The 26,285-nt window shown below is 49.2% G+C and carries 18 protein-coding genes; 12 read left to right on the forward strand and 6 right to left on the reverse strand.

What is annotated here, in order from left to right; translation table 11 throughout:
* Nucleotides 1-3 precede the first annotated feature (3 nt).
* The 7 genes from rsmD (at nucleotide 4) to QOL41_RS06500 (ending at nucleotide 6,196) form a co-directional block, all read left to right on the forward strand.
* A complete protein-coding gene (gene rsmD / locus QOL41_RS06470) occupies nucleotides 4-552 on the forward strand; it encodes a 16S rRNA (guanine(966)-N(2))-methyltransferase RsmD (protein WP_283429096.1) in 549 nt (182 codons plus the stop codon).
* A gap of 64 nt (nucleotides 553-616) precedes the next feature.
* Nucleotides 617-1,114 carry a pantetheine-phosphate adenylyltransferase gene (gene coaD, locus QOL41_RS06475; protein WP_283429097.1) on the forward strand — a complete coding sequence of 166 codons (498 nt, stop codon included), beginning with the start codon at nucleotides 617-619 and terminating at the stop codon, nucleotides 1,112-1,114.
* 105 nt (nucleotides 1,115-1,219) lie between these two features.
* Nucleotides 1,220-2,074: a rhomboid family protein gene (locus tag QOL41_RS06480; RefSeq protein WP_283429098.1), complete on the forward strand. Its 855-nt coding sequence runs from the start codon at nucleotides 1,220-1,222 to the stop codon at nucleotides 2,072-2,074.
* Entirely contained in the window at nucleotides 2,074-3,036 is a 963-nt protein-coding gene (locus tag QOL41_RS06485) for an adenosine kinase (protein ID WP_283429099.1), read from the forward strand. The genes QOL41_RS06480 and QOL41_RS06485 overlap by 1 nt, the downstream gene beginning before the upstream one ends.
* 35 nt (nucleotides 3,037-3,071) lie before the next feature.
* A complete protein-coding gene (locus tag QOL41_RS06490; RefSeq protein ID WP_283429100.1) occupies nucleotides 3,072-4,142 on the forward strand; it encodes a hypothetical protein in 1,071 nt (356 codons plus the stop codon).
* A gap of 82 nt (nucleotides 4,143-4,224) precedes the next feature.
* Complete coding sequence (locus QOL41_RS06495) at nucleotides 4,225-4,623, forward strand: hypothetical protein (RefSeq protein ID WP_283429101.1); 399 nt, start codon at nucleotides 4,225-4,227, stop codon at nucleotides 4,621-4,623.
* A 22-nt stretch (nucleotides 4,624-4,645) separates the two neighbouring features.
* The gene (locus QOL41_RS06500) at nucleotides 4,646-6,196 is read left to right on the forward strand and encodes a choice-of-anchor I family protein (RefSeq protein ID WP_283429102.1); all 1,551 of its coding nucleotides are present in this window, start codon (nucleotides 4,646-4,648) and stop codon (nucleotides 6,194-6,196) included.
* Here the strand turns inward: QOL41_RS06500 and QOL41_RS06505 are convergent.
* On the reverse strand, nucleotides 6,189-8,747 hold the full coding sequence (locus tag QOL41_RS06505; RefSeq protein ID WP_283429103.1) for an ATP-dependent helicase C-terminal domain-containing protein: 2,559 nt from the start codon (nucleotides 8,745-8,747) through the stop codon (nucleotides 6,189-6,191). The two genes, QOL41_RS06500 and QOL41_RS06505, sit on opposite strands and share 8 nt — an antisense overlap.
* Before the next feature lie 27 nt (nucleotides 8,748-8,774).
* Complete coding sequence (locus QOL41_RS06510; RefSeq protein WP_173653858.1) at nucleotides 8,775-9,239, reverse strand: hypothetical protein; 465 nt, start codon at nucleotides 9,237-9,239, stop codon at nucleotides 8,775-8,777.
* 136 nt (nucleotides 9,240-9,375) lie between these two features.
* Between QOL41_RS06510 and QOL41_RS06515 the strand changes: the two genes are divergently transcribed.
* Nucleotides 9,376-10,683, forward strand: coding sequence for a POTRA domain-containing protein (locus QOL41_RS06515; protein ID WP_283429104.1), 1,308 nt, complete (start codon nucleotides 9,376-9,378; stop codon nucleotides 10,681-10,683).
* A 118-nt stretch (nucleotides 10,684-10,801) separates the two neighbouring features.
* Complete coding sequence (locus QOL41_RS06520; protein WP_173653859.1) at nucleotides 10,802-11,392, forward strand: inorganic diphosphatase; 591 nt, start codon at nucleotides 10,802-10,804, stop codon at nucleotides 11,390-11,392.
* Between the two features lie 32 nt (nucleotides 11,393-11,424).
* Here the strand turns inward: QOL41_RS06520 and QOL41_RS06525 are convergent, their stop codons facing one another.
* Nucleotides 11,425-12,300, reverse strand: coding sequence for a radical SAM protein (locus tag QOL41_RS06525; RefSeq protein WP_283429105.1), 876 nt, complete (start codon nucleotides 12,298-12,300; stop codon nucleotides 11,425-11,427).
* Nucleotides 12,301-12,482: 182 nt separating this feature from the next.
* Here QOL41_RS06525 and QOL41_RS06530 point away from each other — a divergent pair, with 182 nt between their 5' ends.
* Together QOL41_RS06530 and QOL41_RS06535 are read left to right on the forward strand one after the other, a co-directional pair.
* Complete coding sequence (locus QOL41_RS06530; RefSeq protein WP_283429106.1) at nucleotides 12,483-13,715, forward strand: hypothetical protein; 1,233 nt, start codon at nucleotides 12,483-12,485, stop codon at nucleotides 13,713-13,715.
* Nucleotides 13,715-14,089, forward strand: coding sequence for a hypothetical protein (locus QOL41_RS06535; RefSeq protein ID WP_173653862.1), 375 nt, complete (start codon nucleotides 13,715-13,717; stop codon nucleotides 14,087-14,089). Before QOL41_RS06530 ends, QOL41_RS06535 begins: the two co-directional genes overlap by 1 nt.
* Before the next feature lie 13 nt (nucleotides 14,090-14,102).
* On the opposite strand, the gene QOL41_RS06540 is transcribed toward QOL41_RS06535, so the two are convergent.
* Nucleotides 14,103-16,172: a putative bifunctional diguanylate cyclase/phosphodiesterase gene (locus QOL41_RS06540; RefSeq protein ID WP_283429107.1), complete on the reverse strand. Its 2,070-nt coding sequence runs from the start codon at nucleotides 16,170-16,172 to the stop codon at nucleotides 14,103-14,105.
* Between the two features lie 343 nt (nucleotides 16,173-16,515).
* On the reverse strand, nucleotides 16,516-18,822 hold the full coding sequence (locus QOL41_RS06545; RefSeq protein ID WP_283429108.1) for a putative bifunctional diguanylate cyclase/phosphodiesterase: 2,307 nt from the start codon (nucleotides 18,820-18,822) through the stop codon (nucleotides 16,516-16,518).
* Between the two features lie 174 nt (nucleotides 18,823-18,996).
* Here QOL41_RS06545 and smc point away from each other — a divergent pair, with 174 nt between their 5' ends.
* Nucleotides 18,997-22,551, forward strand: a complete 3,555-nt coding sequence (gene smc / locus QOL41_RS06550; protein ID WP_283429109.1) for a chromosome segregation protein SMC — start codon at nucleotides 18,997-18,999, stop codon at nucleotides 22,549-22,551.
* 84 nt (nucleotides 22,552-22,635) lie between these two features.
* Here the strand turns inward: smc and QOL41_RS06555 are convergent, their stop codons facing one another.
* Nucleotides 22,636-26,250, reverse strand: coding sequence for a hypothetical protein (locus QOL41_RS06555; RefSeq protein ID WP_283429110.1), 3,615 nt, complete (start codon nucleotides 26,248-26,250; stop codon nucleotides 22,636-22,638).
* Between the last annotated feature and the right edge of the window lie 35 nt (nucleotides 26,251-26,285).

A 26,285-nucleotide genomic window follows, 5' to 3' on the forward strand; every position in this document is an offset into this window, starting at 1 on the left:
TCAATGCCCATTCGCATTACTGGTGGACTTATGCGGGGAAGGAATGTTCCTTCTCCGGATACCATGAAGACTAGGCCAACGGCTTCCCGTACAAGGGAGGCCTTGTTCAACATTTTACAAGGTGTCGAAAACTTCCGCATGCTCGACTTGTTCGCAGGTTCGGGCATTATGGGTATCGAGGCTTTGAGCCGAGGCGCTGCAAGCGTCGTGGCGGTCGAAATGGCGCATGCCCAGGCGCGACTTGTGTTGCAAGCGTACAAAGCCTTGTCGCTGGAATCGAAACTTACTTTGTTAGAAAAGAATGCCTTGACGTTAGACAAGGAATCCTTGTGTGCAAGTGAAGGCTTTGACCTGATTTACGCGGACCCTCCGTTCAAGGATATGGATTACCCGGACTTGCGCCCGTATTGGGAGTGGTTGAATCCGGGTGGCGTTGCCGTGTTCGAAGCACCGAGCCGCAATCTGCCAGCATGGGTCAAGGAAGCCGACGAGGCGGAAACTGTGCAAGTCCGCCGCTACGGCGAATCTTCATTAGTGATTTACAGACTATAACGCTTGATGTCATGCCGGGCATGGCATCGGCTTTTTATGAATGCGAATTTTCTATATTTGTCGCATGAAGAAAATTGCCGTATTCGCAGGATCTTTCGATCCGTTTACCTTAGGGCACCTTGATATCGTGAAACGCGCCGCAGCGTTGTTTGACGAATTGTACGTGCTGTTGGCGGTGAACGCATCTAAGAAGTATTCGCTTTCGGAATCGGCAAGAATCGAAATCGTGAAAAAGTCAGTTGAAAATATTCCGAATGTCATGGTGGAATCTTTTGACGGACTCACGGTGGAATTTATGAAGCGTGTCGGGGCGAAGTTCCTGGTGCGCGGAATCCGTGGCAGCGCCGATGTGGAATACGAACAGACGGTGGCCTGGAATAACAAGAATCTTTACCCGGAATGCGAAACGATATTCCTGTCGAGCGTACCGGAACATTTGATGGTGTCTAGTACCGTCGTTCGCGAACTCTTGAAGGTTGGCATCGCAAAGAAATCCGACGGAAACGAAATTCTCGCTAAATACGTCCCCGCTGAAGTAATCCCTTTATTAACCTTCAACTAGAGATCCTTCGACTTCACTTCGTTTCGCTCAGGATGACATTTTCTAACCACTAATCACTGTCTACTACCTATGAGACCTTTCAGATTTTTACCTAAAGTTTTGCGAGTGTTGCTGATTAGCAATGCCGTTGTTTTTGGATTGGCCTTTATCGGAGGCTTGCTTGGTTTGCAATTGAACTTGCCCGGTGTTGGTGCTGGTAGCATTCGTGAATACGTGGCCTACTTTGGCGCCTTCTGGCCGTTTGCGCCGGAACAGGCTTGGCGTTTTGTGACCTACATGTTCGTGCATGTGGACTTTATGCATTTCTTGTTCAACATGCTCATGCTCTGGATGTTCGGTAGCGAAGTTGCCGACATGATGGGCACCAAGCATTTTACCGGAATGTATTTCTTCTGCGGAATTTTTGCTGCGGTGTTTAGCCTGGCTATGTATTGGCTCGGTATGACGAACGCCCCGATTATCGGAGCGTCGGGTGCCTTGATGGGAATCTTTGTGGCGTACTACAAGTTCTTCCCGAATCGTATGCTCTTGATGTTCTTCTTTTTCCCGATGCGAATCAAGTATGCCATGTGGTTCATGGTCGCGGTCGATGTGTTTATGGCGCATTCGAGTGATGGCATTGCGCACTTTGCCCACTTGGGTGGTGTCGTAGGCGGATTCCTTTACATGTACTTTTATGAACGCGGCTTCGGTAACCTCGGCAAGGCGTTCGCAAAAATGCATGGCCCGAAGTTTACGGTGCATCCGGGTGGCCGCGCCGAAAGCGAATCTCGTAAGGAATCGAGTAGAGAACCGGACGATGCTATTGAAGGCGAAGTTTTTTATGTAGACGAAAACAAGCGAATGGATGAAATCCTTGCTAAAGTCAACCGCGAGGGAATCAATTCGCTGAACGAAACCGAACGTCAATTTTTACTTAAGGCGAGCGAAAAGTTGCGCCGCCGCAGAGGAGGCTTCTAATGAAGAAAGTTTTAGGTATGGGCGCTGCCCTTGTTGATATTTTGGCCAACGTAGATGACGCTTGGATTGCAGCACAGGGTGTGCAGAAGGGCGGCATGAACATGGTCGACTGGCCGCAGATGGAAAAGTTCCTGGGCTCGCTCAAGAACCCGCTTCGCGTGCCGGGTGGTTCTACCTGCAATACCATGGTCGGACTTTCTCGCCTGGGTGGCAAGGCTGCCTTTATTTCGAAGGTCGGAAACGATGAACTGGGCAACATTTTCAAGAAGCACTTGCAGGACAACGGTGTTGAATCCAAGGTCGGTCTTTCGGATGCTGCTACCGGTTGCGTTTTCTCTGCGGTGACGCCCGATGCCCAGCGTTCTATGTGGACTTACCTCGGCGCTTCTGATTTTCTTGCTAGCGAAGACTTTGAACCCGCCCTTTACGATGGCGTGGGCCTGTTGTATGCCGAAGGCTATCGTGCATTCAATGCGGATTGCTTTAAAAAGTCGTTCACCTTGGCCCGCAGCCTGGGTGTAGAAACCGCTCTCGATTTTAGCAGCTTTGGCGTGGTTGACGCTTGCCGCAAACTGTTTGACGAACTCTTTGCCGAAAAAATGATTGACATCATTATCGCAAACGAAGACGAAGCTTTCGCCTATGCTGGCGTTAAGGAAGAAGCCGCCCTCGAAGTTCTTGCTAAGAAGGCGAAGGTCGCTGTCGTGAAAATCGGCAAGCGTGGTGCCCTGATTGCCAAGGACGGCAAGGTGACTCGCGTTCAGGCAGGTGCTGCCAAGGCTATCGATACAACCGGTGCAGGCGACTTGTGGGCATCGGGATTCCTTTTCGGCTATATGAACGGCTGGGATATGGAAAAATCGGGCAATTTGGGCAGTGTTGTCTCGAATGAAGTGGTCCAGGTGATGGGCGCCCAGATTCCGGAAGACGGCTGGAAGCGAATTTTAGCCACGCTTTCGTAAATTTTTATATATATTTAAGGGGTAAGGAGAATAGTATGTTTAAAAAAATCTGCTTGATCGGCTTTATTGCCGCTGCACTCTCTTTTGCCCAAGAAGAGACCGAAACCTACATTCGCAATATCTGCGATACGTTGCCCAATTCTGCAACACCGTTGGTTGAACTCAAAATGGCCTATGTGGATGTAGGCCAGTGGTATGGTTCGAAGGATCTTTCCAAGAAGGATTCTTCGTCCGTTAAGCGTTATAAGAGTTACGAATCAATCAAACCATTCCGAGACAAAAAAATCTCGCTTTCTTTGCCTTATTCAATAACGGCATCTTGTGCAGAAACACAGTATAATCTGTACAAGATTGCACAGTGGAATGAGTCGAGTTTGTCTTGGGACTTGAATGCGGATAACGATGACTATGCGACCTATATCATGGATGTGAACATGGTTGAATTCCCTGGTTACAATGCATCGAATTCGTACAATATCTTGGCTTTCAGAAAGGGCTCGCTCCCTCAAGATGGGTCTTATAAGGCAGAAGATCTGATGGTGTCAAGGACTTTCGAGTTCCAATTTGACTGGTGGTATACGTATACAGCTTATACGGTTGTATCTACTACGTCTATAAAATGGAAAATGACTGCATCTTATGGGCTGGATTCTCTCTCGTCTTTGACTAACGCGCTCAAAAGTCTAGATATTCCGGATTCTATTTCAAAAATCCAGATTCATCAATTCCATGTGGTCTTGACGGATCCGAATAAGAAAGAGGTTGCCTCGTCTTCTTCTGTGGCGTCGTCTTCGAGCGAAGCCGCATCGTCTAGCAGCGTGGCATCTTCGTCGAGTGAAACAGCTTCCTCTAGTAGCGTAGCATCGTCTTCGTCGGTAGAACAGTCCTCTAGCAGCGAAGCTTCTAGTTCGTCTGTGGAAGAATCGAGTTCTTCTCAGGGAACGACTGCGATTGGCCGCTTGGTGAGCTCGCCGCGTGCATTCAAGGCTCGCGAAATTCGCAGACTTGACGGTTCCAAAATCAAGGCTGGCGAAGCTCTTGTGCCAGGCGTGTATTACGTGAAGGGTGTGGACGGTCGTTGGAAAAAGCAAGTCGAATTGCCGTAAGATTTTAATCACCTAAAATTCTTTTACAGCGAGTCCCCGGCTATTTTAACCGGGGATTCGCCTTTTTTTGTATATTTGAACCATGATGTGTTTGATTAGAATTCTCGCGATATCTCTTGCGCTTTGCAGTTCCATTGCCTTGGCTCAAGAATCGTCTGCAGAAGCGGAACTCAAACAGGAACTTGCCGTACGCGATAGCGTGATGCAGGTGCAGGGTGACGCTTGTACGCTCGAAAAAGATTCCCTGCGCTCCGTGATTGAAACGGAAAAAGCGAAAAGTGAAAATTGGGAAAAGAGTTACAATACCGTTAAAAAGGATAATGAAACTTGCGCCCAAATGTTAAGCACATCTATCGGAGTGAACGAAAAAAAGAAAGAAAAAGAAGACAATGACCGCAGGGCTGCAGCCATGGCTACGTCGTCTTCGTTCTTGGGTGGTGTGGGTATCGGCCTATTGATTATGTGGCTGATCATGAAGTAATTGGACTCGTATCGAGGAGTAAATGAATAAAGTTCTTTTGAGTGCAAGCCTGCTTTTGTGCGCAGGCTTTTGTTTTGCAAAAAATGCGGTGCCTGCAGGGCCTTTCCAGTGGGGGCATACACTTGCTCCGCTTACGACAATTAAAATGGCTACGGCCGAAATTTCGGCGTATATGCCTGCCAAGAAAAAACTGTTTGTTGTGGGCGATGCTAATATTGTCGAAGTAGTAGACTTGAGCAATCCAAGCGAAGCTAAAAAGATTTCTGAAGTAGAGATTCCGGGAAATGCTTCTAGCGTGACAGTCCATGGTGACTTGGTCGCGGTGAGCATGCTTGAAATAGAGGAATGGCGCGACGGACAGGTGCAGGTGATGCGCTATGCCGACAGCTTGGAAGTGCTTGGTGTATACAAGGTTTGTAGCCAGCCAGATATGATTAAGTTTACGCCCGATGGCAAGAACTTGCTGGTGGCTTGCGAAGGTTCGCCTAGTCAGGATTTTGCGGTAGACCCCGAAGGTGGTATTGCGTTCTTGTCGGTTGCTAAGGCAAATGCTGAATCGTGGAAAAATGCAGAATTGTCGATTTTGGGCTTTGATAAGCTCGATACGAATGCGCTTAAGAAGTCGGGTGTTCGCGCTCCCGGAAATCAGGGCTTTTTAAAGTCGTTGGAACCGGAATACATTACCGTGTCCGATGATTCCAAATTGGCATGGGTGAGCCTGCAAGAAAATAACGCCATGGCAATCATTGATGTGCCGGCAAAGAAAATCAAGAAGGTGTTTTCGCTGGGCTTTGTGGACCATTCCAGAAATGGTTTTGCAATTGATGCCGTGAGCGATGGAAAGATTGATATCAAGAATTACTACCCGCTGCGTGGCTTGCGCCAGCCCGATGGCATTGCCGCTTTTATGGCGGGGGATAGGCACTTTGTGATGACCGCGAACGAAGGCGCTCCTGTAAACGATTACAAGGTTTGGACCGATGTAACGACGGTGCCGGAACTTGTGGCGCAAGGCCGTTTGGATGAAAGCGTGTTTACGGAAAAGATGACTACGGATTTGAAAGATCTTTCGGTCAGTTCGCTGGAACGCTGCGATGAGGGCAAGTACCGTACCCACAACGGCAAGTGTCCTTACGCTTATACATTCGGTTCTCGCTCCGTGAGCATTTTTGATGGCGAAACGGGTAAATTGCTCTGGGATTCTGGCGAAATGTTCGAACGTGTTTTGGCTAAGATTGCGCCGGAATACTTCAACTGGAATTCCAAGAAAGGCAAGGCGAAAATGGACAAGCGCAGCAGCGATAAAGGCTGCGAACCCGAAAACGTGACCGTGGGCGAGGTCGGTAGACGTCGCTATGCTTTTGCGGGCTTGGAACGTACGAGCGGTGTTGCGGTGTTCGATATTACGGACCCGGAAGCCCCGAAACTGGTGGATTACTACTTGGATCCGCTAGACCGCGGCCCCGAGGGAATCCTTTTCATTCCGGCTGACAAGAGCCCGATTGCAGGCCAGGCATTACTCGTTGTCGGCTATGAATACAGCAAGACCCTGACGATTTATACGATTAAATAACGGATTCGGGCCAGGGGTGCTTGGGATAGCGGCCGCGCAATTCCTTGCGCACCTCGGCGTAGGTGTTCTGCCAGAATCCGGTTAAGTCCCAAGTTTTTTGAATTGTGCGGAAGTTCGGTGCGAGAATGTCGTACCGGACTTTTAATTTGCCGTCGGCAATCTTGTGCTCGCCGCGGAGTTGCATCAAGTCTTCAATTCGGGCCGAGATTTCGACGAGAACGCCTTCGATGCTTTGCACGGATTTTCCGTCATCGCTGACGGCGACTTCTTGGTAGCTGTAGCGAGCGCGCTTGCCGTTCGGGAGCATGTAATGGTCGGGGAATGTCTTGCCCAGCCACTGCAACATGGACTTGCCGAAATAATCTTCGACGATACTGCGGTAACGGTCTTCGTTAATGTCACGGAGCAGGAACTTGCCGTTTGCGAATTCATCGAAGATAAGTTCCATGTCTTCTTCGTTGAATTCGGGGAGGCCGTATTCGGGGTAGAGTTTGGCGGCAAGGCGCATTTTGATGAGTTGCGTCTGAACGGCTTCGGTCAGAAATTTGCCGCTCCAGTTTTCTTTCTCGATTTTTTCGCGCCAGGCGTCGACGGTGAGCTTCTTGAGTTCTTCGAGAACCTTGGGTGATGCATCTTGCGTGAGAATTTCTTTGCGGGAAAGTTCGGTGGTGGAACCGTCGGCGTTTTCAGATTCGCTGATTTCGACTCCGATGAATCTTTCTTGTCCGCTGCGCCACAAGAGCTCGTAGCGGGTCTTGGCGTTGCTGCCGCCGAGCATGTCTTGCGAAATGGGCGCGTAAAGGTTGACCTTGAGTTCGGACTTGGTGGTGCCGGTACGGAGCATGCTGAGTGCGAGAATCGCGTAAGGCGGTTCTGTAACTTGCAGGCGAATCACATTCTGGTTGGCGAGTTTGTAGGCGTTTCCGCTTGGAGTCGCGAGCCTGTCCGGGAAAGCTTTTAAGAGGCTGCGAACAGTGTCATCCTGAGCGGAGCAACGTTGTTGCGCAGTCGAAGGATCTTGCTTTAATCCGTCGCGGTAGTCGCGCAACTGCCGGAGTGTGAACGAAACTTCTCGCGGAACATCCCTGTTCTTGGACAAAGTATCGCTTGCGAGAGTCAGAATGTCGTAGGCGACTTTTGCTTTCTGTAAGAACTCTGTGCCGGAGTGAATCCAGGCGAGCGCGGCGAGGAGCAAGTCGGGTAGGTCCGCTTTGCTTTGGGCCGACGCGAGGAGCAGCGCGAGCGGAATACTAGAAACGGGCGTGCGGATTGCTTTGAGCCCGAGTGCGGTGATGGCTCCGTCTTGGAGCATCCCGAATTTTTCGAGGAGTGCCGTCGCCGTCTTTTCGCGTGCTTCCGGAATCGCAGTCGGAAGTACTATTCCTTCTGTCATCCCGGACTCGTTCCGGGATCTCCTTTCCCCGCCGAGAGTCTCTAATGCCGCCTTCTGCAATAGCAATTCCGAGGGCTCGATTTGCAGGACTTCGGGCACGATTCCTTGGGGCATGCGCTTTTCGGATTCTTCGCTCCACAGGCGAATGGCGCATCCGTTCTGCGTACGACCGCTACGGCCCGAACGCTGAATTGCGTTCTGCATCGAAATCGGAAGTGTGCGCAGAACATTCACCTTTTCGCTGTCATCATACAAACTCACGCGTTCAATGCCGCTGTCGACAACGCCTGTTACATTCGGAACAGTGATAGATGTTTCTGCAATGTTTGTGGTGAAAATGACGCGCGGGCGTTCAGTGACTTCAAAAATGCGGTCTTGCGTTTCGCGGTCCTGTCCGCCGTAGAGCTCCAGAAATTCGGCGCAGTTCTGCCCGAGGGCTTCGGCGGCGGCGGTGTGGCAGCGGGCGATTTCGGCTTTGCCCGGTAAGAATACCAGCGTGGTCTGCCAGATGTTGTTGCGGTAGAGTGTGCGGAGCGCCCGCACCACTTCGGCGTCAAGTCCAACGCCCGAAACAAGCGATGTCCCCGTGGCCGGAGTCTGGTTGATAATCTGGACGGGGTAGAGCGGGTGGCCGAGGCTCAGGCACTTGACGCCGAGAACCGTTTCGAGTTCGGAACGGTTCAACGCCGCCGACATCACTGCTATACGTGGCCACTCTCGTCCCTCGTCTTTTGTCTCTCGTCTAAGAAAATACGCGAACAGCAAGTCCATGTCAGCCTTGCGTTCGTGGTATTCGTCAAAGACAATCCATTCGGCGTCCAGCTTGCCGTGTAGCAACTCTTGCAGAAAGTTACCGTAGGTCTGAAAGAGTATGCGCGTGTCTGCGCTCTTGCAACTGTCTTGCCTGAACTGGTAGCCGACGGTCTTGCCGCAGCTTTCTCCGTGGAGTTTTGCCGAGAACTGCGCCAGCGCGAGTGCTGCAATACGGCGTGGCTGCAATACGACCACGCGGCCTTTGCAATGCTTGCTTAAAAAGTAGGGGATAAATAGCGACTTGCCCGAGCCGGTCGGCGCTTCAATCAATAAATTGCGAGAAGCCGCTATCGCGGCTTCCAGTTTGCCTTCTTCTTCGGCGAGTGCTAAATCTTTGTAATTCACTAAAGTCTATTGATTAAAGATCAATAACTAGCGCGGGAACTTCAGCTTTTCGCCGGTGGCAACGTCGTTGTAAGGCTTCTTGCCTTCGTGGAACTTCTGGTTGATTACCAGGTTGTCGATACGGCGACGCAGGCCCTGTTCGGTCTTGCAGAAGAAGTAGGCGACCTTGTTGGTGCCGGGCACCAGGAACATGGCGAGCTTGTACTTCTGAGACACAGCGCGGCGGAAGAACTTGAGGTCTTCTTTCTTGGGCACCACGAGGTGAGAACCTTCCTTGACTTCGCAAATCATATCGGCATCGGCCAGCAGGGCGCGAGACTTCTGCTTGAGAGCGGCAAAGTTGGGTTCGGTGTTCTTCTTGATTGTTTCAAGACTGAATGCACCACCGCCTTCTTTGAGGGCTTTGCGGACACCGCGGAATGCGAAAACACCCAATACGATGACAAATAAGGCAATAAGGAATGGCCAGTAGTTGGCGAGAAAATCTAACATAAAAACCTCAGGGGGATCTGTTTTACGCACGCAAATATAGAAAAAAGCTGAGTGGACTGTAGGAAGTAGACAGTAAACAGTAGGACGAAGTCCGTTGGTGATTAGGAAATATCAAGCTTTTTCTATATTCATAATTGTGTTAGATTTTCTGAAAAGAATTGTTTTTACATGTGTTGTAACTGCGGGTTTTTCTGAATTCGCTTTTGCTGAAACGAGTGCTTGCCCCGAAGAAACGGTTATTTCCTCGATCCAGTTCGAGGGCCTAGAGCATACCAAGTCTCGCGTGGTGGAACGCGAACTCTTGAATAAGGCGGGCTCGCCGTTCTCTGCAGAAAAGTTCGAACTAGAAAAACGCCGTCTGCAAGACTTGGACTTGTTTACCGAGATCTCGGCGGGGTGTGAAGGCGGAAATCTCACGTATCATTTCAAGGAAATCTTCCGCTGGATTCCGGCTCCTGCTGGCAAAACGACCGAGCGCGACGGGCTTATGCTTGGCCTTGCTCTTGCGAACTTGAATGTGCTTGGCGAAGATATTCGTGCCGAAGTCCAGTTCCGTACATCGACTAGGCATTTCCTCGACAACAACGAGTATGCTTTCTACGCAAGTTCTCCTTATCTGTTCGGGACTCCGCTGGGTTGGAATTTTGAATTTTCGCACACCGATAGTTACGATGACATTCGCGGCTATTATGACAACAGCTGGCTTTGGGATTTGGACTTGGACTACAAATTCATGCCTCACCTGTACATTCTGGGAACGCTTGTGGGTAGGAACCTGAAGAATGCGGCCTTCTTGCCTGAATTTGGTGCGGGCTTTGCCTTTGATTACCGCGACAGCAAGATTGATACTCGCAAGGGCATTTATTACGAATACATGATGACTCATGTGGGCGCCGGAGACAATCAAGATTCCGATTGCGATGTGTCTGACGGCGAAAGTTGCGAAGGAATGGGTGGCGAAAACTATTGGGAACTTTTGACCGATGCTCGTGCCTACTATTCCGTAAGTCGTTTTGTGACCGGTGCGACGGCGCTAGTTCGCTACCGCCCGGGCGATGTCAAATTCTACGATTACTTTTCGCATGGGGGCGTGAATTCCTACCGAGGCCGTTATGGCGATTCGAAACGCTTGGGAGCGCACGAAGCCTTGCTCAATTTGGAAGAACGCTTTATCCTGCTCGACCGTCAGCCGGCAAGCATCTTGGGCGTGAATTTCTTCTATGGCGTGCAACTGGTGGCAGGTCTCGACGGCAGCTTGCTTTGGAGCTCGGGTCGCCCCGGTTGGGATGACTACGAAGGTGCCATCTATGGCGGCGTCCATCTAGTGGTGCCCGCGGTTGACCGCTTGCGCTTTGAAGTGGGATATAGCCCCGATAGGGGTGAACCCAAGTTCTTCTTTGGCATGATTGAAAAGGTGTCGACGTCTCGTTGGCGCAGCAGATAGCCAATAGAGAACCAAATAAAGTAAACAGCCCTTTACAAATTTTGGATAAATACTAAATTAGGACTTATATTTATAACAAAAAGATAATATGGCTCAAAGTGGGCCTTTTGGAGTATAAATGGCAATTAACTATCTGGATCTTCCGATTGGTCGCAAGTACCCGTTCGAAGTGGACTGCGTCGTGGAAATCGGTAAAGACACCAACCTCAAGTACGAATATGACGAACGCCTGCACGTGTTCCGCCTGGACCGCTGCCTGCTGAGCTCCATGAGCTACCCCTGTACTTACGGCTTTATCCCGAGCACCAAGGCTGACGATGGTGACGCTATCGATATGCTGATTTACAGCCCCGCCTCGATGCAGACGGGTACGGTTTGCACCTGCCGCGTGATTGGTGCACTCGACATGACTGACGGTGGCCGCAAGGACTATAAGGTTCTGGGCGTTCCCGTTTTTAATCCGCGCCCCATCAAGGACATTTCTGATGTGGACCAGATGTTCTTGCGCATTACGCGTAACTTCTTCCAGAACTACAAGGAACTGGAAGGCAAGGACGTTCAGATTGGTGAATGGCAGAATGCTGCCTTTGCTCGCGAAAAGGTGATTGCGGCACACAAGGCTTACTTCCAGATGCAGGTTCAGGTGCCTGAAACTTGCTACCAGGAACCGGAAAGCGTTGACCACTTACCGCCTGAAGAGCTGATTTAAAAAAAACGCCGCTTTTTAGCGGCGATTTTCGTTTAAAAGCATCTTACTTTCACCGGCAGAGCGTCGGTGATTTTTGTTTTTACGCTTTCCAGGAACTCTTTGGGGAGAGCTTCTACGCCCTTAAGCAATGGGTCACGGATGACCGTGTACAGCTGGACTTCGACAAGGTGGTTCGGACTTGCAGAATGGATGGCTGCCAAGTTTTCGATATAGCGTTCAATTTCCTGGTCGCTCGGGATTTCGCCTTGCAAGTTGCAGAGCATGGTCTGAATGCAAATCGGATAAATCTTGATCGCTTTAGTTAGGTTGTCTAGAATCTTGGCGAGATGCAGGGGAGAGCGGTTCATTTTTTTGAACCAATCTTCGGTGCCGGAGTCAAGCTTTGCCCAGATTTCGCCGTCACTTTCCAGCAGTCGAGAAAGCCCAAGTTCTACCGCAGGGCTTTCGAGGTGGCTAGCGTTTGTGATGAGGCGCAACTTAAAATCACCAAGTTTCGGCGTGAATTCCTTTTGAATTTCACGCATGCGCTGGCAGATTTCCGGGAATTCCTTGACAATAGTGGATTCGCCGTCGCCCGAAAGGCAAATGTCTTTCAAGAGCTTGTTTTGGGCAGGAACATTTTCGAATGCTTTGCACTTGGCAAATTCGCCGGATTCATAAAAAACGAGAAATTCGCGCAGTTCGCGTTCAACCGCATCGATGTCGACGGGAATGCGTTTGTGACCTTCTTGCGGACCGCTTTGGCAGTATGCGCACGAAAAAGAACAGTGGTGGTCGGGGTTTAAATTTACACCAAGCGAAAGACCGCCTGCACGCCGGCTAATGACCGGGTATACCCAGGTGTTTTTTTCCCATTCACGCGGGTGGCTGCTCCACGCAGCTATTAAAGCTTTTTCCTGTTCATTCATGCCGCCAAATATAGTAATCCTCGTTATAGTCTAGAACTATAGCTGGTTGCAGGTTCAAAATGGCGAATTATTTATAAGTTCTCTCGTCTCCTCATAGAGGATAACTCAACTAAGGAGCTATAAAGCTCCAAGTTTCGTTTATTTCGTCTCTCGCCTCTCGTCTAAAAAACTACATTTCCAGCATGCAGTTTGTATTGAAGTCTGTCTTGATTTCGCTTGCGCTTGTCGGATATGCTTTGGCCGACGGCATTAAGCCCGAAGCCCTTGCAAAAGACGGTGCGGTGACTCGCGATCGCCACTTGACTGAAATCCGCGATATTATGCGTGGTGGGCGAGGTGGTTACATTGATTTCGGCTTTTATTACACGCCGACTTCTAGCCAGTTGCCGTTAGACAGCAAGTATGGCGAACATGACGGCTTTGCGTTCAATCATCATTTTGCTGGCTTTGGTGCCGGCGAAGTGGGCAAGAACCGCCATATGGGCGCTCTCCTTTGGTATGACCGCTCCGGTTGGGATGGCGAAGACTTTTTATTCTTCCCGCAGTACAATGAATTTTCTCTCCAGCGTTCTGTTGTCACTTGGGGCTTGACCTTTACCGATGCCAATTTGGATTGGACGATTGCGGCTGGTATGCAGCACCAGAATCTGGAACACCGCGGCAAGATTTACCCGCACGAAGACGATTCTTTGGCGTACAGCTGGGCTCATTTGCGCTGGAGCAAGTTCAGCGCTCAGGCGAATTTCTATCGCACCGATTGGCGCTTGTTCCGCTTTTCGCTTGACTTAGAAAGTCGTGCCGTTTATGGCGGTAAAAAATCGGGCCTGCTGACTTATTTGCCGAATGTGTCGCTTGCCTTGTACAATGCCGACGACGAAGGCGATATTGATTCTATGCGCGTCACTTGGGAACAGAATCTTTATAACCAGCAGCTTTATGCCGAAGTCGCAGTGGACTTGAGCGATAACTGGTTCCATAGCGCAGCCCTCAAGTTTTACCCAGATGCTTCGCGCATGATTGGTTTTGAGGCAACATGCTTGCGTCGTGACAAGAGGACGGTTGAAGGAGATGGAGTGTTTGTAGAAGATGACTGGTTGTGGGGTGGTGCAATCGATTTGCTGTTTGCCCGCATTGCATACAATGCCGCCTACGATTACGACAACTTCTTTGGTGCCAAGGGAACCTTCCTTTTGGAATTCAAATTTAACCTTGCTTCTATCGATGGTTGGCTGTTTAATCGCGGCGCTGCCCGCAGTGCTCCGATGGAAACAGGTGTCGTGAAACCGTTCGACAAGAATAAGTATAGCGAAATAACTCCGTTGAATGCAAACTCGGCTCCCAAGACAATAGAGGCCAAGGGTATCCGCTACGAAAAGGTGGGTGGCTCTACGGGTAGTACAGAAGGAGGCAACTGATGAATGGTGCAATGAAAAAAGTTTCGATCTTTGCCGTATTGCTTGCTTGTTGCCTTACGCTTTCGGGCTGTTTAACGCATTGGTTTATTGATTCGTCGACAAGACTCCAGATTGAAAATAAATCGAGCAAGACCGTTGTCGAAGTTGGTATTCTTGCTGACGACGGTTCTGACTATAAAGTGTGGATTCAAGATACAATTCGCACGGGTGAAAAAAGCCGTGTCTACGAAGAAGACTGGGTCGGAACATTCCGCTTGAAAATCAAAACTCTCGATTCGGATTATGAAATCGAAGACCTGAAGTTCGAAGGCGGAAGCGAATACATGGTGCTTTCAGATAGTGCAAACGGTTCGCTGCACTACGAATTCAAATAGCTTTACGGCTTTTTTAAGCGACCTTAGTGTCGCATACTTTTTCGAATTCGCCCACGGTCATGGGCTTTGCGAAGTAGTAGCCTTGGAACAGGTTGCAACCCATTTTGTTCAGCATGTTGTACTGGGCTTCGGTTTCGACGCCTTCGGTGAGCGAAGAAAGTCCGAGATCTCCCGAAAGCTTGAGCACGTTGCGCAAAATGATTTCTGCTTTTCGGCTGTTCTTGGAACTGCTCAGGAACTTCATGTCGATTTTCAAAACGTCAAGCGGCATATCCTTGAGCTGGTTTAGCGACGAATAACCGCTGCCAAAGTCATCCATTTCGACAATGAATCCGCTTTCACGGAATTTGTTCAAAATCGACATTCGGCTTTCAATATCGGTCATCATCGAGGTTTCCGTGATTTCGATACGCAAGCGAGACGGGTCGACCTTGAATTCTTCGATCAGGGAGCAAATTTCGGCGAAGACATCCATAAACAAAAAGTCTTTGGGCGAAATATTGATTGAAATGAACATGTGGGATTTTTCGCCTGTCCAAGTCGAAAGAATCTCGCATGCCGCACGCCAAACGTACTTGTCTATATCGGCAATCATGCCGTTCTTTTCGAAAGTCGGAATAAAGGTGTCTGGCTGAAGGAACCCTTCTCTCGGGTGATCCCAGCGGATAAGCGCTTCGGCTCCGATAATGATTCCGTTGTTGTCGACAATGGGCTGCAAGTAAGGCTGTAATTGCTTTTCTTCGAGGGCCTTTTCAAGCTGGGCCGAAATCATTTGGTCCCAAAGAACCTGGTCGCGCATGTCGTCGTCGTAGAAGGCGATATGCTTGTTGTATTCGTTCTTGATTGAGGTCAGGGCGAGCTGTGCGCGGTCGAACATGATAGCGATATCGATGTCGCGCTCCGTAATCTTGTAGATTCCCATGTGCATTAAAATGCGGTGTTCAATAGATCCGTTCGAAATGACGTGGCGAGAGAACTTGCGTTCGAGCTGTTTCAGGTTTGCGTCTCCTGCGGGGAAACAGATTCCAAAGTCGTCTCCGCCTAAGCGCCCGTAAACCCATTCCTTGGTGGAATTTTCCCGGAGCCATTGTGCCACATTTCTTAATACGCTGTCGCCCATGGCGTTTCCAAAGATGTCGTTTACGATTTTGAAATCCTTGATGTCAAAATAGGCAATCCAATATTGGGTGTTTTTTCTCTCGTCAACCAAGTCCCTGATTTTCTTGAACAAGGTTTCCTTGGTGAAAAGGCCAGTCAATTTGTCGTGAGTGGCGTTATAGATTTCTTGCAAATGGTGCAATTCATCTTTGGTGATGTCTTTTACGCTAAAGAACGATCCGACCTGGTTTCCTTTGAGGTCTTTTAAGATTCTCTTTTCGAGGGAATAGTATTTGGCGTCGATTCCGGTGCCGAGAACTTGCTTTGATTTCCATTCGGGTTCTGGATCAAGAAAGTCATCGAACAGGTTTGCGAGCATCAAGGGGGCCAAATCCATTCTTTTCGGGCTTAGCTGCAGGAATTTCATGCCGTAGCTGTTTGCCCAAATGCAGCGGTCGTTCATGTCAAAGAAGAACAGAGATTCGGACATGTTGGCGGCAATGTTTGCAAGCATTCTGTCCAAGAGCTGGAACGAACGGTAGATAATCGAAAAATAGAACAGCAAGAATACGAATACGCTCAGTCCAATCATGGAATGGTTAATGGGCAATCTCGACGAAATAGCGTAAGTCTGCCATGCGCCCGCAAGCAACATGGTCAAGAAGATGACGTAATACTTTTCGGCATAAATTCTTGGAACGCGAATGCTTTTGACAAAGAAAATGGCGAGAGATATAAATAAAGCGGTGTATACGGCCATTCGGTGGTAAATTTGTCCGATATAGGGGACAAGTCTATAATAAATGGCGTTTTCGACGGTGATGGGTTCTACGCTAAAGGCTTGTCCGAATATCGGATTGAAGGCGAATTGAATGACATCGATAGCGAGGGCGGCGTAGATGATTCTTTGTACCCAGTGGTATTTCCAATCAATATCGCAGTACGTAAACGAGAAATTGATTAGGGTGAGTGCCATCAGGGTCATGCCGACAAAATAAGTGTAGCACCCTATAATAGAAAGCGTTTCGCTTTCGGACACGAGAAGAATTAGGTTGCCGATAACCGGTAAAAATGTGGCAAAAGAGAGATTTGCGACTGATTTTCCGATAGATTTATTGGATCTGAGGGCTATTATTCCGCAAATAGCTAGCAATACCGCTAAAAATATAAATATAATCGAAAAAATGTCTCTCATTTGCCCACAATCCCATTGTATAAGTTTTATATACGTTCTATATGGTGAATATAGGCAAATTAACGAAATTCGTTTGTTACAAATTTCTGTTCAAAAGATTACTTTATTTGTTTTTAGAGCAAAATGGGCGTTTTTAAGCCCAAGGAGAGTGCTTTTTGCTTTCGTTCTGCTCGGACCAAAGCTTTTCATAGTCGTTTACCGACATGGGCTTTGCAAAGTAGTAACCTTGGAACAAGTTACAACCCATTTGGCTCAACATGTTGTACTGGTCCTCGGTTTCGACTCCTTCGGTGAGCGAGAATAGTCCAAGATCGCTTGAAAGTCGGAGTACATTCCGGAGAATGGTTTCGGCTTTCATGTTGTCCTCGGCCTTGCTCAGGAACTTCATGTCTATTTTCAGAACGTCGAGAGGCATGTCCTTGAGTTGGTTCAACGAAGAATACCCGCTTCCGAAGTCGTCCATTTCGACAATGTATCCGTTCTCACGGAAGCGTTTCAACATGGCCATACGGCTTTCGGCGTCGGTCATCATGACGGTTTCCGTAATTTCAATACGCAAACGGTTCGGGTTAATCTTGAATTCATTGACCAGCTTATCGATTTCGGCAAAGACATCCATGAAGTAGAAGTCCTTGGGCGAAATGTTGACCGAAATGAAGAGTTTTTCTTTTTCGCCGGTCCAAGAGGCGAGGATTTCGCAGGCGCAACGCCAAATGTACAGGTCCACATCGGCAATCATGCCGTTCTTTTCGAAAGTAGGAATAAAGGTGAAGGGCGGAAGGAACCCTTCTTTGGGGTGGAGCCAACGGACCAATGCTTCTGCCCCGATAATAGTGCCCTTGTTGTCTACAATGGGTTGCAGGTAGGGAACGATTTGACGCTGGTCAATTGCGGCTTCGAGTTCTGCCGATATCTTTTGACCCCATAGCACCTGGTCGCGCATTTTGTCGTCGTATATGGCGATATGCATGTTGTATTCGTTCTTGATGCTTGTTTGGGCGAGGTGTGCTCGGTCGAACATGATCGATACGTCTATGCTCGTATCGGTTACATGATAGATGCCTACGTGCAATAGAATATGCTGGTCGATAGTGCCGTTGGAAATGACGAATTTTGAAAGCCTATCTTCGACAATGGCCAAGCGGACGGTATCTGTGGGAAAGCATACGCCGAACGCGTCGCCGCCAATGCGTCCGTAGCTCCAGTTGTCACGAGAGTTTTCCTTGATCCAGTTTGCGACTCTTACAAGGACATTGTCGCCAGCGGTGTTACCAAAGATATCGTTGACCATTTTGAAATCTTTGATGTCAAAGTAGGCGATGGAATATGACGTGTCCTTGTCAATGGCAATTCTATGCTTGATGACGTTGAATAGATGCTCTTTGGTAAACAACCCCGTGAGTTTATCATGGGTGGCTTCGTACATTTCGCGCTGGTGATTTAAAATGTCTTCGGTGTGGTCGTGTATGTTTAGGAACGAACCGATTTTCTTGCTTCTCGAATCGGTCACGAAGTGCCTTTCGAGCGAGTAGAACCGGGCGTTCTTGCCGGAACCGACTTGCTGCTTGGTAGACCAGTTGTCTTCGCCTTCGCCTAGGTCGTCGAACATGGCTTGCAGACGATGCTGGACGCGATCAAGATTGTCGGATTGAAGCTCTACCAGTTTTTCTGCGTTCCGGTTAATCCAGATGCATCTGTCGTTGGCGTCGAAGAAAAAGACGGATTCAGGAATCTTTGACGCGATGTTTGCCAACATGCGGTCCAAAAGTCTGAACGGCCTGTAGAAAAGTGAAAAATAGAAGATGAGTAAGGCGCAAACGGCCAGCGCGACCATCGAACGGTCGATGGGGGTTCTGGAGAAAATGTAGTAGGACTGCCAAAAACCGGCAAAAATCATGGTAAAGAGGATGACGTAGTATTTTTCGGCATAAATACGGGGAACTCGTATGGCCTTTAACAGGAAAATCCCCAAGGAGGTGAAGAATGCAAAATAGACGGCGATACGGTGGCAGGTCTGGCCGAAATAGGGAACGAGTCTGTAGTAGGGCGAACCGTCTACCGTTATGGCTTCCATGCCAAAGGCTTGCCCGAAGAACGGGTTGAAGAAGTACTGGATAATGTCCAGGGTGAGAATCGCGTATATGACATAGCACTTCTTGCGGTGTGCTCGCCATGGAATGTTGCAGTAGGACAGCGTGAAGTCGAACAGGCTAAATGCCATCAGGTCCATGCCGATAAAGTAGGTGTAGCTACCGAGGGTGGACAGGAGTTCGTTTTGAGAAAGGACTAGAATCAGGTTTCCGACAATGGGAACGATAAATGAGAATTCGAGATATGAGACTGAAGTGGCGACGGTCCTTTTGGAACGTCGCGATATCATTCCGCATAGCACCAAAAGGATAATTAGCACGGAATAGATGATTGCAAAAATCAGTCTCATGAATAAAATGTCCTTCTCAATAACATAATATATCTATTACTGGGGTAAATTTTTCATTTTTTACAAAAAACTTACTCCAAATTGGAATAACTTTGACCCTGTAAGCGGTTTTTGGGCTTTTTTACTTGTTTTGGGCATTTTTGTAGAGAAATCATTTTTATCTTTCGCCTTGAAGTGCAGATTACAAAACTAAAGATTTTTGGCTTTAAGTCCTTTGCCCAGAGGACCGAAATCAACTTCCCGACGAAGGGTCTCACCGCCGTGGTGGGTCCGAACGGGTGCGGCAAGTCGAACATTACCGACGCTATCCGCTGGGTTCTGGGTGAACAGAAGGCAGCATCCTTGCGTATGAGCAAGATGCAGGACGTGATTTTTAGCGGTACCGAAGAGCGTGCCGCCATGAGCCTTGCCGAAGTTTCCATTGTGATCGATAACAGCGATGGAACGCTGAATTCTGAATATTCCGAAGTGATTGTGACCCGCCGCGTGCACCGTGACGGGTCGGGCGAGTACCTGATCAACAACCAGGAATGCCGTCTGCGCGACGTGCATGCCCTGCTTTTTGACTCGGGCCTCGGTTCTAGCACTTATTCGCAGATGAACGCCGACATGATCAAGGCGGTTTTGAGCGACAAGGCCGACGACCGCCGCGTGCTGTTCGAAGAAGCCGCCGGCGTGAGCAAGTACAAACAGCAGCGTAAGGAAACCCGCCGCCAGTTGGAACGCGTTCAGATGGACATGGAACGCGTGGAAGACAACCTGCGCAGCGTGCGCCGTTCCGTAAAGCTGTACGAAACCCAGGCCGAAAAGGTGAACGAGTTCAAGCGCTTGAGCAAGCGCCTGCGTGAACTGGACCTCTCGGTCAGTATCGACAAGTTTGAAGACATGAAAGAGGGGTTAACGACCCTCGATACTGCGACTCGCCGTCTGAATCACGATGTGGAAAATTCGAAGACGAATGCGACGGTGTTGCAGGCAAAGATTGACGAAAAGAAGTTGTTGATTTCCGAAGATGAAAATGCCTACCGCGACCTAGAACGCGAAGTGCAGAAGGCGACTATCGAACTCAACGACTTGAACAACAGCATGGGCCGTATTCGCGACGTGATTTCCAACTTGGAAGCAGCGAACGAAAAGTCCCAAGAAGAAATTGACCGCAACACGGGCAAGGTCCAGGAACTCTTGGAAGAACGCGCCCGCCTCGAAGAAGAAAATGCGGTACTCAGTTCCGACAGCGACGTAGACGAAATGAACGCCCTGCTGGAGCGTGAACGTGAAATTTTGCAGGTCATGCGCGACAAGGTGGACGACCTGCGTACCCAGTCAAGGGAACTTTCGAACGAACGCCTGCAGAAGACTAATCAGGTGAACGCCCTCAAGAGCCGTTTCGAGCGTATGGATGCCGAATCGGGACTGTTGCAGGCGAACCTTGCCAAGTGGCGCGGCGAAATGGAACAGGTGCAGTCGCAGAAGGCGAGCGCCGAATCGGCCTTGGCTGACATTAACGCTGGCCTCGAAGCCGCCGATGCCGACCTGGAGCGCTTGACCGAGCAACGCTCGACGCGCGAAGAGCGACTCGATGCCGAACGCGCCGACTTGCTCGAAGCCCAGAAGAAACTGCAGGAACTGAAGAACGAGGTGGCAAGGCTCACCTCTCGAATTGACGTTTTACAGAGCGTTGCCAACGAGGGCACCGACGCTAGCCGCTGGCTCATGGAGCATAAGGCGGACCTGGTGGGCGGGCTCCTGTCGGAACGTATCGAAGCCGCTCCCGAATACGCCGCTCAAGTGGAGGCCGCCCTCGGTGACTTGATGGATGCCGTGGTTGTAGCCTCGGACGATGCGGCGATTGCCGCGGTGGATGCCATGAAGGGCGAAAACGTAGGCAAGGCGGTGCTCGCGCTGGTGGGTGCCGGTGCTGAGCCCTATTCCGGCACGCTCCAGGGCGATGGCGTTGTAGGTTGCCTCAAGGATTATGTGACTGCCGACGAACAGATTGCAGGCTGGCTCAAGGCGCTGCTTTCTCGTTACTTTGTCGTAGATTCTCTCTCGACCGCGGTGCGCCTTGCGCGAGCCATGCGTGGTGAAGACCTTTGCTTTGTGGCTCCTGAAGGCATTGTGCGTACGAGCGGCCTCATGAGCAGCGGTACGGCAACGTCTGGAACGCTTAGCCGCAAGAACGAAATTGCCGAAGCGAACAGCCTGTTGGAAGGCGTGAACCTTGAAGTTTCTCAGGCCGAAGAAGAAATTGGTCGCTTGCAGGATTTGGTCGACGAAGACACACAAATGCTTGCCTCGTTGGTCGACGAAATCCGCGAAAAAGAAGATATGAAGCGCGGCGGAAACGCCGGCATTTCGATCCAGAATAACATTATCGCCGGTTGCGACCGCAGACTTGCTCAGTTGCAGGGCGAAATGCAAAACGCCGAATCCAAGATTCAGGCGGCAGAAGCCTCCAAGAACAGCGACCAGGAACTCATGGACGCTCAGGCTTCTCTTGAAAAGATCGAAGAAGAATATTCCCGCGTGAACGACGAGTTGAGCGAACAGGATACGCTCTTCCGCGAAAAAGAAGAAGACGTTCGCGAACTGGAACGCAGCGCTCAGGACAAGACTGCAAAGCTCACGCAGAATACGAACCGCTTGAATTACATCGCCGAACAGGTGGATTTCTTGGAAAATGCGGTTCGCACGCGTAAAGAAGAAATGGAAAAGAATCTGGCCGCCATCCAGAAGAACGAGGAAGACGGCAAGGGAGTCGCCGACCAGGTGCAGAGCAAGGATTCTGCTCTGCGCGAACTGGAAAATCAGCGCGACTTGGCCCGCGAAAAGTACGAACTTGTTTCGGGCGACCTCGAAGAATGGCGCAGCGAAGTCAACCGCCTCCGCGACGACATGATCGAGAAAATGAAGGAATTGAACGATGTGGGCCGCAGGCAGGAAGCCTTGCAGGCAAACCTCGACCGCCTTACCGAACGTATTACAAACGAATACAGTGTAGACCTTGCGAACCCCGACGACATCGAGCGTGTGGAATATAGCCAGCCCGAAGCCGACCGTGAAATCCGCGAACTCCGCGGTAAGATTAAGGAACTGGGCCCCATCAACGTGAACGTGATGGAAGACTACGAAGACGAAAAGAAGCGTCTTCTGGAAGTCGAAGCGCAGTTCGACGACTTGGACCGTGCCCGCGCCTCGCTGGACCGCACCATCACCAAGCTCGATGATATTGCCCGCAGCCGTTACCTCGATACGTTTGCCCGCATTCAGAAAAACTTCCAGTTCGTGTTCAGCAAGCTGTTCCTGAACGGCGAAACCAAGATGAGCCTTGTCGAGAAGGTAGACGAAATGGGCAAGCCCATGGATATCCTCGATGCCGACATCGAAATCAACGTGCGCCCCACGGGTAAGAAAATGCGCGGTATCAAGGCGCTTTCCGGTGGTGAACACGCCCTGACCGCAACGGCCTTGCTGTTTGCCATCTACATGGAAAAACCGTCGCCGTACTGCGTGCTGGACGAAGTCGACGGTCCGTTGGATGACGCTAACGTGGGTCGTTTCATGGCGCTGCTCCGCGAATTCAGCAAGCAGACCTTGTTCATCGTGGTGACGCATAACAAGCGTACCATGGCCGAAGCCGACATGCTCTACGGTGTGACCCAGGAAATCAAGGGTATTTCTCGCATCGCCAGCGTGCAGTTGGCTGATGCGACCAAGTTCGCGATTTAATCTTTTGCTCGGTTCGTCCGAGCTTTTCTCTAAAAAAAAACATCCCCGCATTTGCGGGGATGTTTTCATGTTCTAGTACAAATTCTATCCACGGGTCGGGCACCACCCAGCGTACCATTCACCGAAACTTTCGCAATAAGAATAAACGTCAAATTCAAATACGCAGAGCCCTTTATGCTCCGGATCAAACGCTTCGCAATATTCTTCTGCAGTTTCTGCTTTCTTATAACCTTGTTCTGTATTTACGTAGTATTCCGTTTGTTCGTAATACTTAAGAGAAGGCTCGTCTATATTACCATCATGATTGACAAATTCACAGGCGGAACCTGTAGAATGGTCTTCGCAATATACTGCCACAGATTGCCACACGCTATCCAATTTGACGAAAGACTCGGTACCGACATGGCAGATTTTCTTGTTGGTATCCTTTTGGCATTCATGACTTTCGCCACAGTGAGACATATTAGAAGAACTAGACGGATTGTCAAGATACCCACCGTAAGTCAAATTTTTACCATTAGTTTCGCAGTACTCATCAAAAGTAATCCACTGATACATGGATGATTCATCCTTGTACGCACAGACATAGATTACGCTTTCTTTGGTAACAGTTGCATCTTCGTTATCTCTGTTGCAAATCTGGTCGAGAGCAATGTCTGTGGAGGCGTCAACCCACTTACCATTGTCATTTTCGACTTCTTTAGCTATAGAGCACTTGAAACTGTGGCTTTTACCATCCTTGAGGGTTTCGCTCTTAATGTCTGCAATATTTTTAGTATTACCTCTATCGGTATCGCAATTACCAAGCTTGGCGTTAAGGTACTCATTTTCATCAATTTTTAGCCAATCTGTGGAGGAAGAACTTACGGGGATTCCTTCTACGTTATCATTATTAAGACATTCATAGTATGCGTCACCGACTATAGCGACATCTTTTTCTTTTATTCGATTTCTCGTGCAAATTCCAAGCGTTGCGTTTTCATCCAAATCGCTTGCTTTAACCCAAGAGTATCCGCTGGAAGAACCTCCAGAAATGTAGTTACACTTGTATTTTTCCCCTCCGTAAACAGCTACTTTGGTTTGATTCTTCATCTTATCTTCGTCGCATTTGCCATAGATATCCTCAAAGCTAAGTTCACGCCATTCATGGATATGGTTATCGTCGTTGTCTGTATATTCAGAATTTTCTTCACAAACATATTCATAACCGGATTCAGTAACCACTTTTTCATTGACATAGCCATAATGGCAAGCCTTTTCTAAATACACTTCTTGCCAATCAGCAGGGATCCATTCGTATTTTTCCTGTTTATCAAGGTAATCGCACTTATAATGTTCGGAACCATTTTCTTCCTTGACGACTCCCTTTTCCATCACGGTTTTTGTACATATTCCATATTCCTCGTCATGATAATCTTTCTTTCTCCATTTGGAGCCATCACATACAAGGGTTATTTTGCTCGTTGTCGTGGCAAGTTCCGCATTCTTGGTGTCGAACAGCTTTTCTTTGCCTTCGTTTACGGTAGCGCTGCATTCACCGAGGTAAAGCTTGGATTCCGGATTGTTGGCCTGTTCTTCTGGAGTCTTGCCACTTGCAGCGCTAGAAGAGGATGCAACAGAGTTCGAAGAGTTCGGACTGACAGGACCAAGTTCAAAACCAACGCAAGAAGAAGCGGATGGATTACATTCTACTTCTGCGCACTCATACTCTTGAATTTCCCCGTCAAAGAACGCCGATCCCTTATCGCCTTCATTACGGCCCAAGCATACATTTTCAGTATCTTGCCAGTAGCATTCTCCATTGTTGCATACACAAACGGCATTGTCATCAAGACCTTCAAAGCTATAGAAGAAGGTCGAATTAACAGCGTCAGCATCGCAACCTTTTTCCACCGTTGCAACACCTACAGCCCAAAGTGTTATAGGATACCAAACTTGTTCGTTTTCGATATATTCAAAGTAATGGAAATATCCCCCTTTGACATCAGACTTATACACCTTGCTGCTATAGCCAGACGGATCATTGAAAACCTTTGCGTCTTCGACTTTAAGCTTATAGGCTTCCACAAATCCATTCTGCAAAATCTTGTAATAGACGGCATCCGTACCACTCCAGACATTCGTTTCAGCAGTAGAGTCGCCATGCTGCATTTGGTTCCACTTGAAGAAGTTCGCGTCGATAAGCAAAGCGAGGTAATCAACAAAGAACATGCTGTGTTCCTTGCCTGCGTAAGTCGTATTGACGGCGGTGTTAAAGTCGCCGTTTTCGGCAAAGACATTGCGGAAAGCGTTATAGACCGAGTTAAAACCCGGAGTCTTGTCCTTTTGGTCAATGAGGGCCATTACCCACACGATGCTGTTGAAGTTTTCGGCCAGGCCAATCTGATCGGGGGCATAATGTTCAAAAGACGGATATTCTTCGCTGTTTTCCAAATAAAGGGCACCGGCAAGGTCCTTGTTTGCCTGCTCGTTTGCAACACCAAAACCGTTACCATCGTCAACCAACTTCTTTACGCGGGCAGCCTTGTAGTCGGTCAAGAAGTCGATGACAACCGTATCGGACGCATCGGACAAGTCTGCATAGGCGTTGTAAATGACATCCGTTGCGTTCGAGCCAAATCCGCCAAAGGTGCCGAAAGCGTTGTTACTCAAGTTCAGCTTGACGCGGAGCTTCACAACCGGGGTCGTAAGGTTCGTGATGTCGAGATCCCCTTCGAGGCGGGCAACCTTGTATTCCACCGTCTTTTCGTTAGTTTCTTCGATTGTCACAAAGGATTTATTGGCAGAGGCGAACAAGTCCTGCATAAACACCTTGCCGCTCGGGGCGAACTTTTCGTCAAGGTCCGTCACGGTAAGTTCTGCATTGTCGCCACCCTTGAGGTTCTTCCAGATTTCTTCATAGATGTCGTCAGTTTTTGTTTCCTTATTGGCCTGCACCGGGAAACGCACGATAACATGCTTCTTGTACACCTTGGCGAGGTTCTCGTTCACGGGCGTGAACGGGATTTCCATCTTGGTTTCGGCTTCGCCGCACTTGATGAACACGGTGATGATTGCCTTTTCGTTGTTACGAACAATTGAATCGATGGCGCAAGACTTGTTTTCAAGTTCTGCATTCCAGCTGCTGTAGGCGTCGTTGAACCTGTTGTCGATATCTTCGCCGAACTTGTCCGTTGCAGAGCTCAAGTTCTTGAGGGCGTCTTCGATGTCCTTCAGACTTTGTGTAGAGGCGCTGCTGATCATGGCGTCAATATCCTTCTGGATCTTGTTCATGTCGGCGTCCTTACCGTCAGTGCCGTTCGTACCATTGGTGCCGTTTGTTCCGTTCTTGCCGTCGGCGCCTTTTTTGCCGTCTGCACCGTCTTCGCCGTCTTTGCCGTTTTTCACGGTGCCAATTGTATCGCCGTCGCAAACAATGGCAAAACCGGACTTGTCTTTCAGTTCCTTGGATTCGCAACGATATTGGATGGCTTCGTGATCGCTCATGGCGACCCATTCGCCTTCGGAACAGATGTACATCGTGGCTTTGGGCTTCACGAAGTTCATGGTTCCTTCGGTTTTATCGTTACAGTCTTCTGGATCTAGGGAACTGACGATACTGAGATTGTCGTTAGTGATAGTTTCTTCGTTGCTACAAGATGTAACGAAGATTGTGAATGCTGCACACATTGCAGCTGTTGAAAGGCGTTTGATAAACACCGTATTCTCCTTATTTTTTTTGGCGCCAATAATAG

The sequence above is a fragment of the Fibrobacter sp. UWB10 genome (genome assembly GCF_900182935.1).
In the GTDB taxonomy this organism is placed as follows: Bacteria; Fibrobacterota; Fibrobacteria; order Fibrobacterales; family Fibrobacteraceae; genus Fibrobacter; species Fibrobacter succinogenes_O.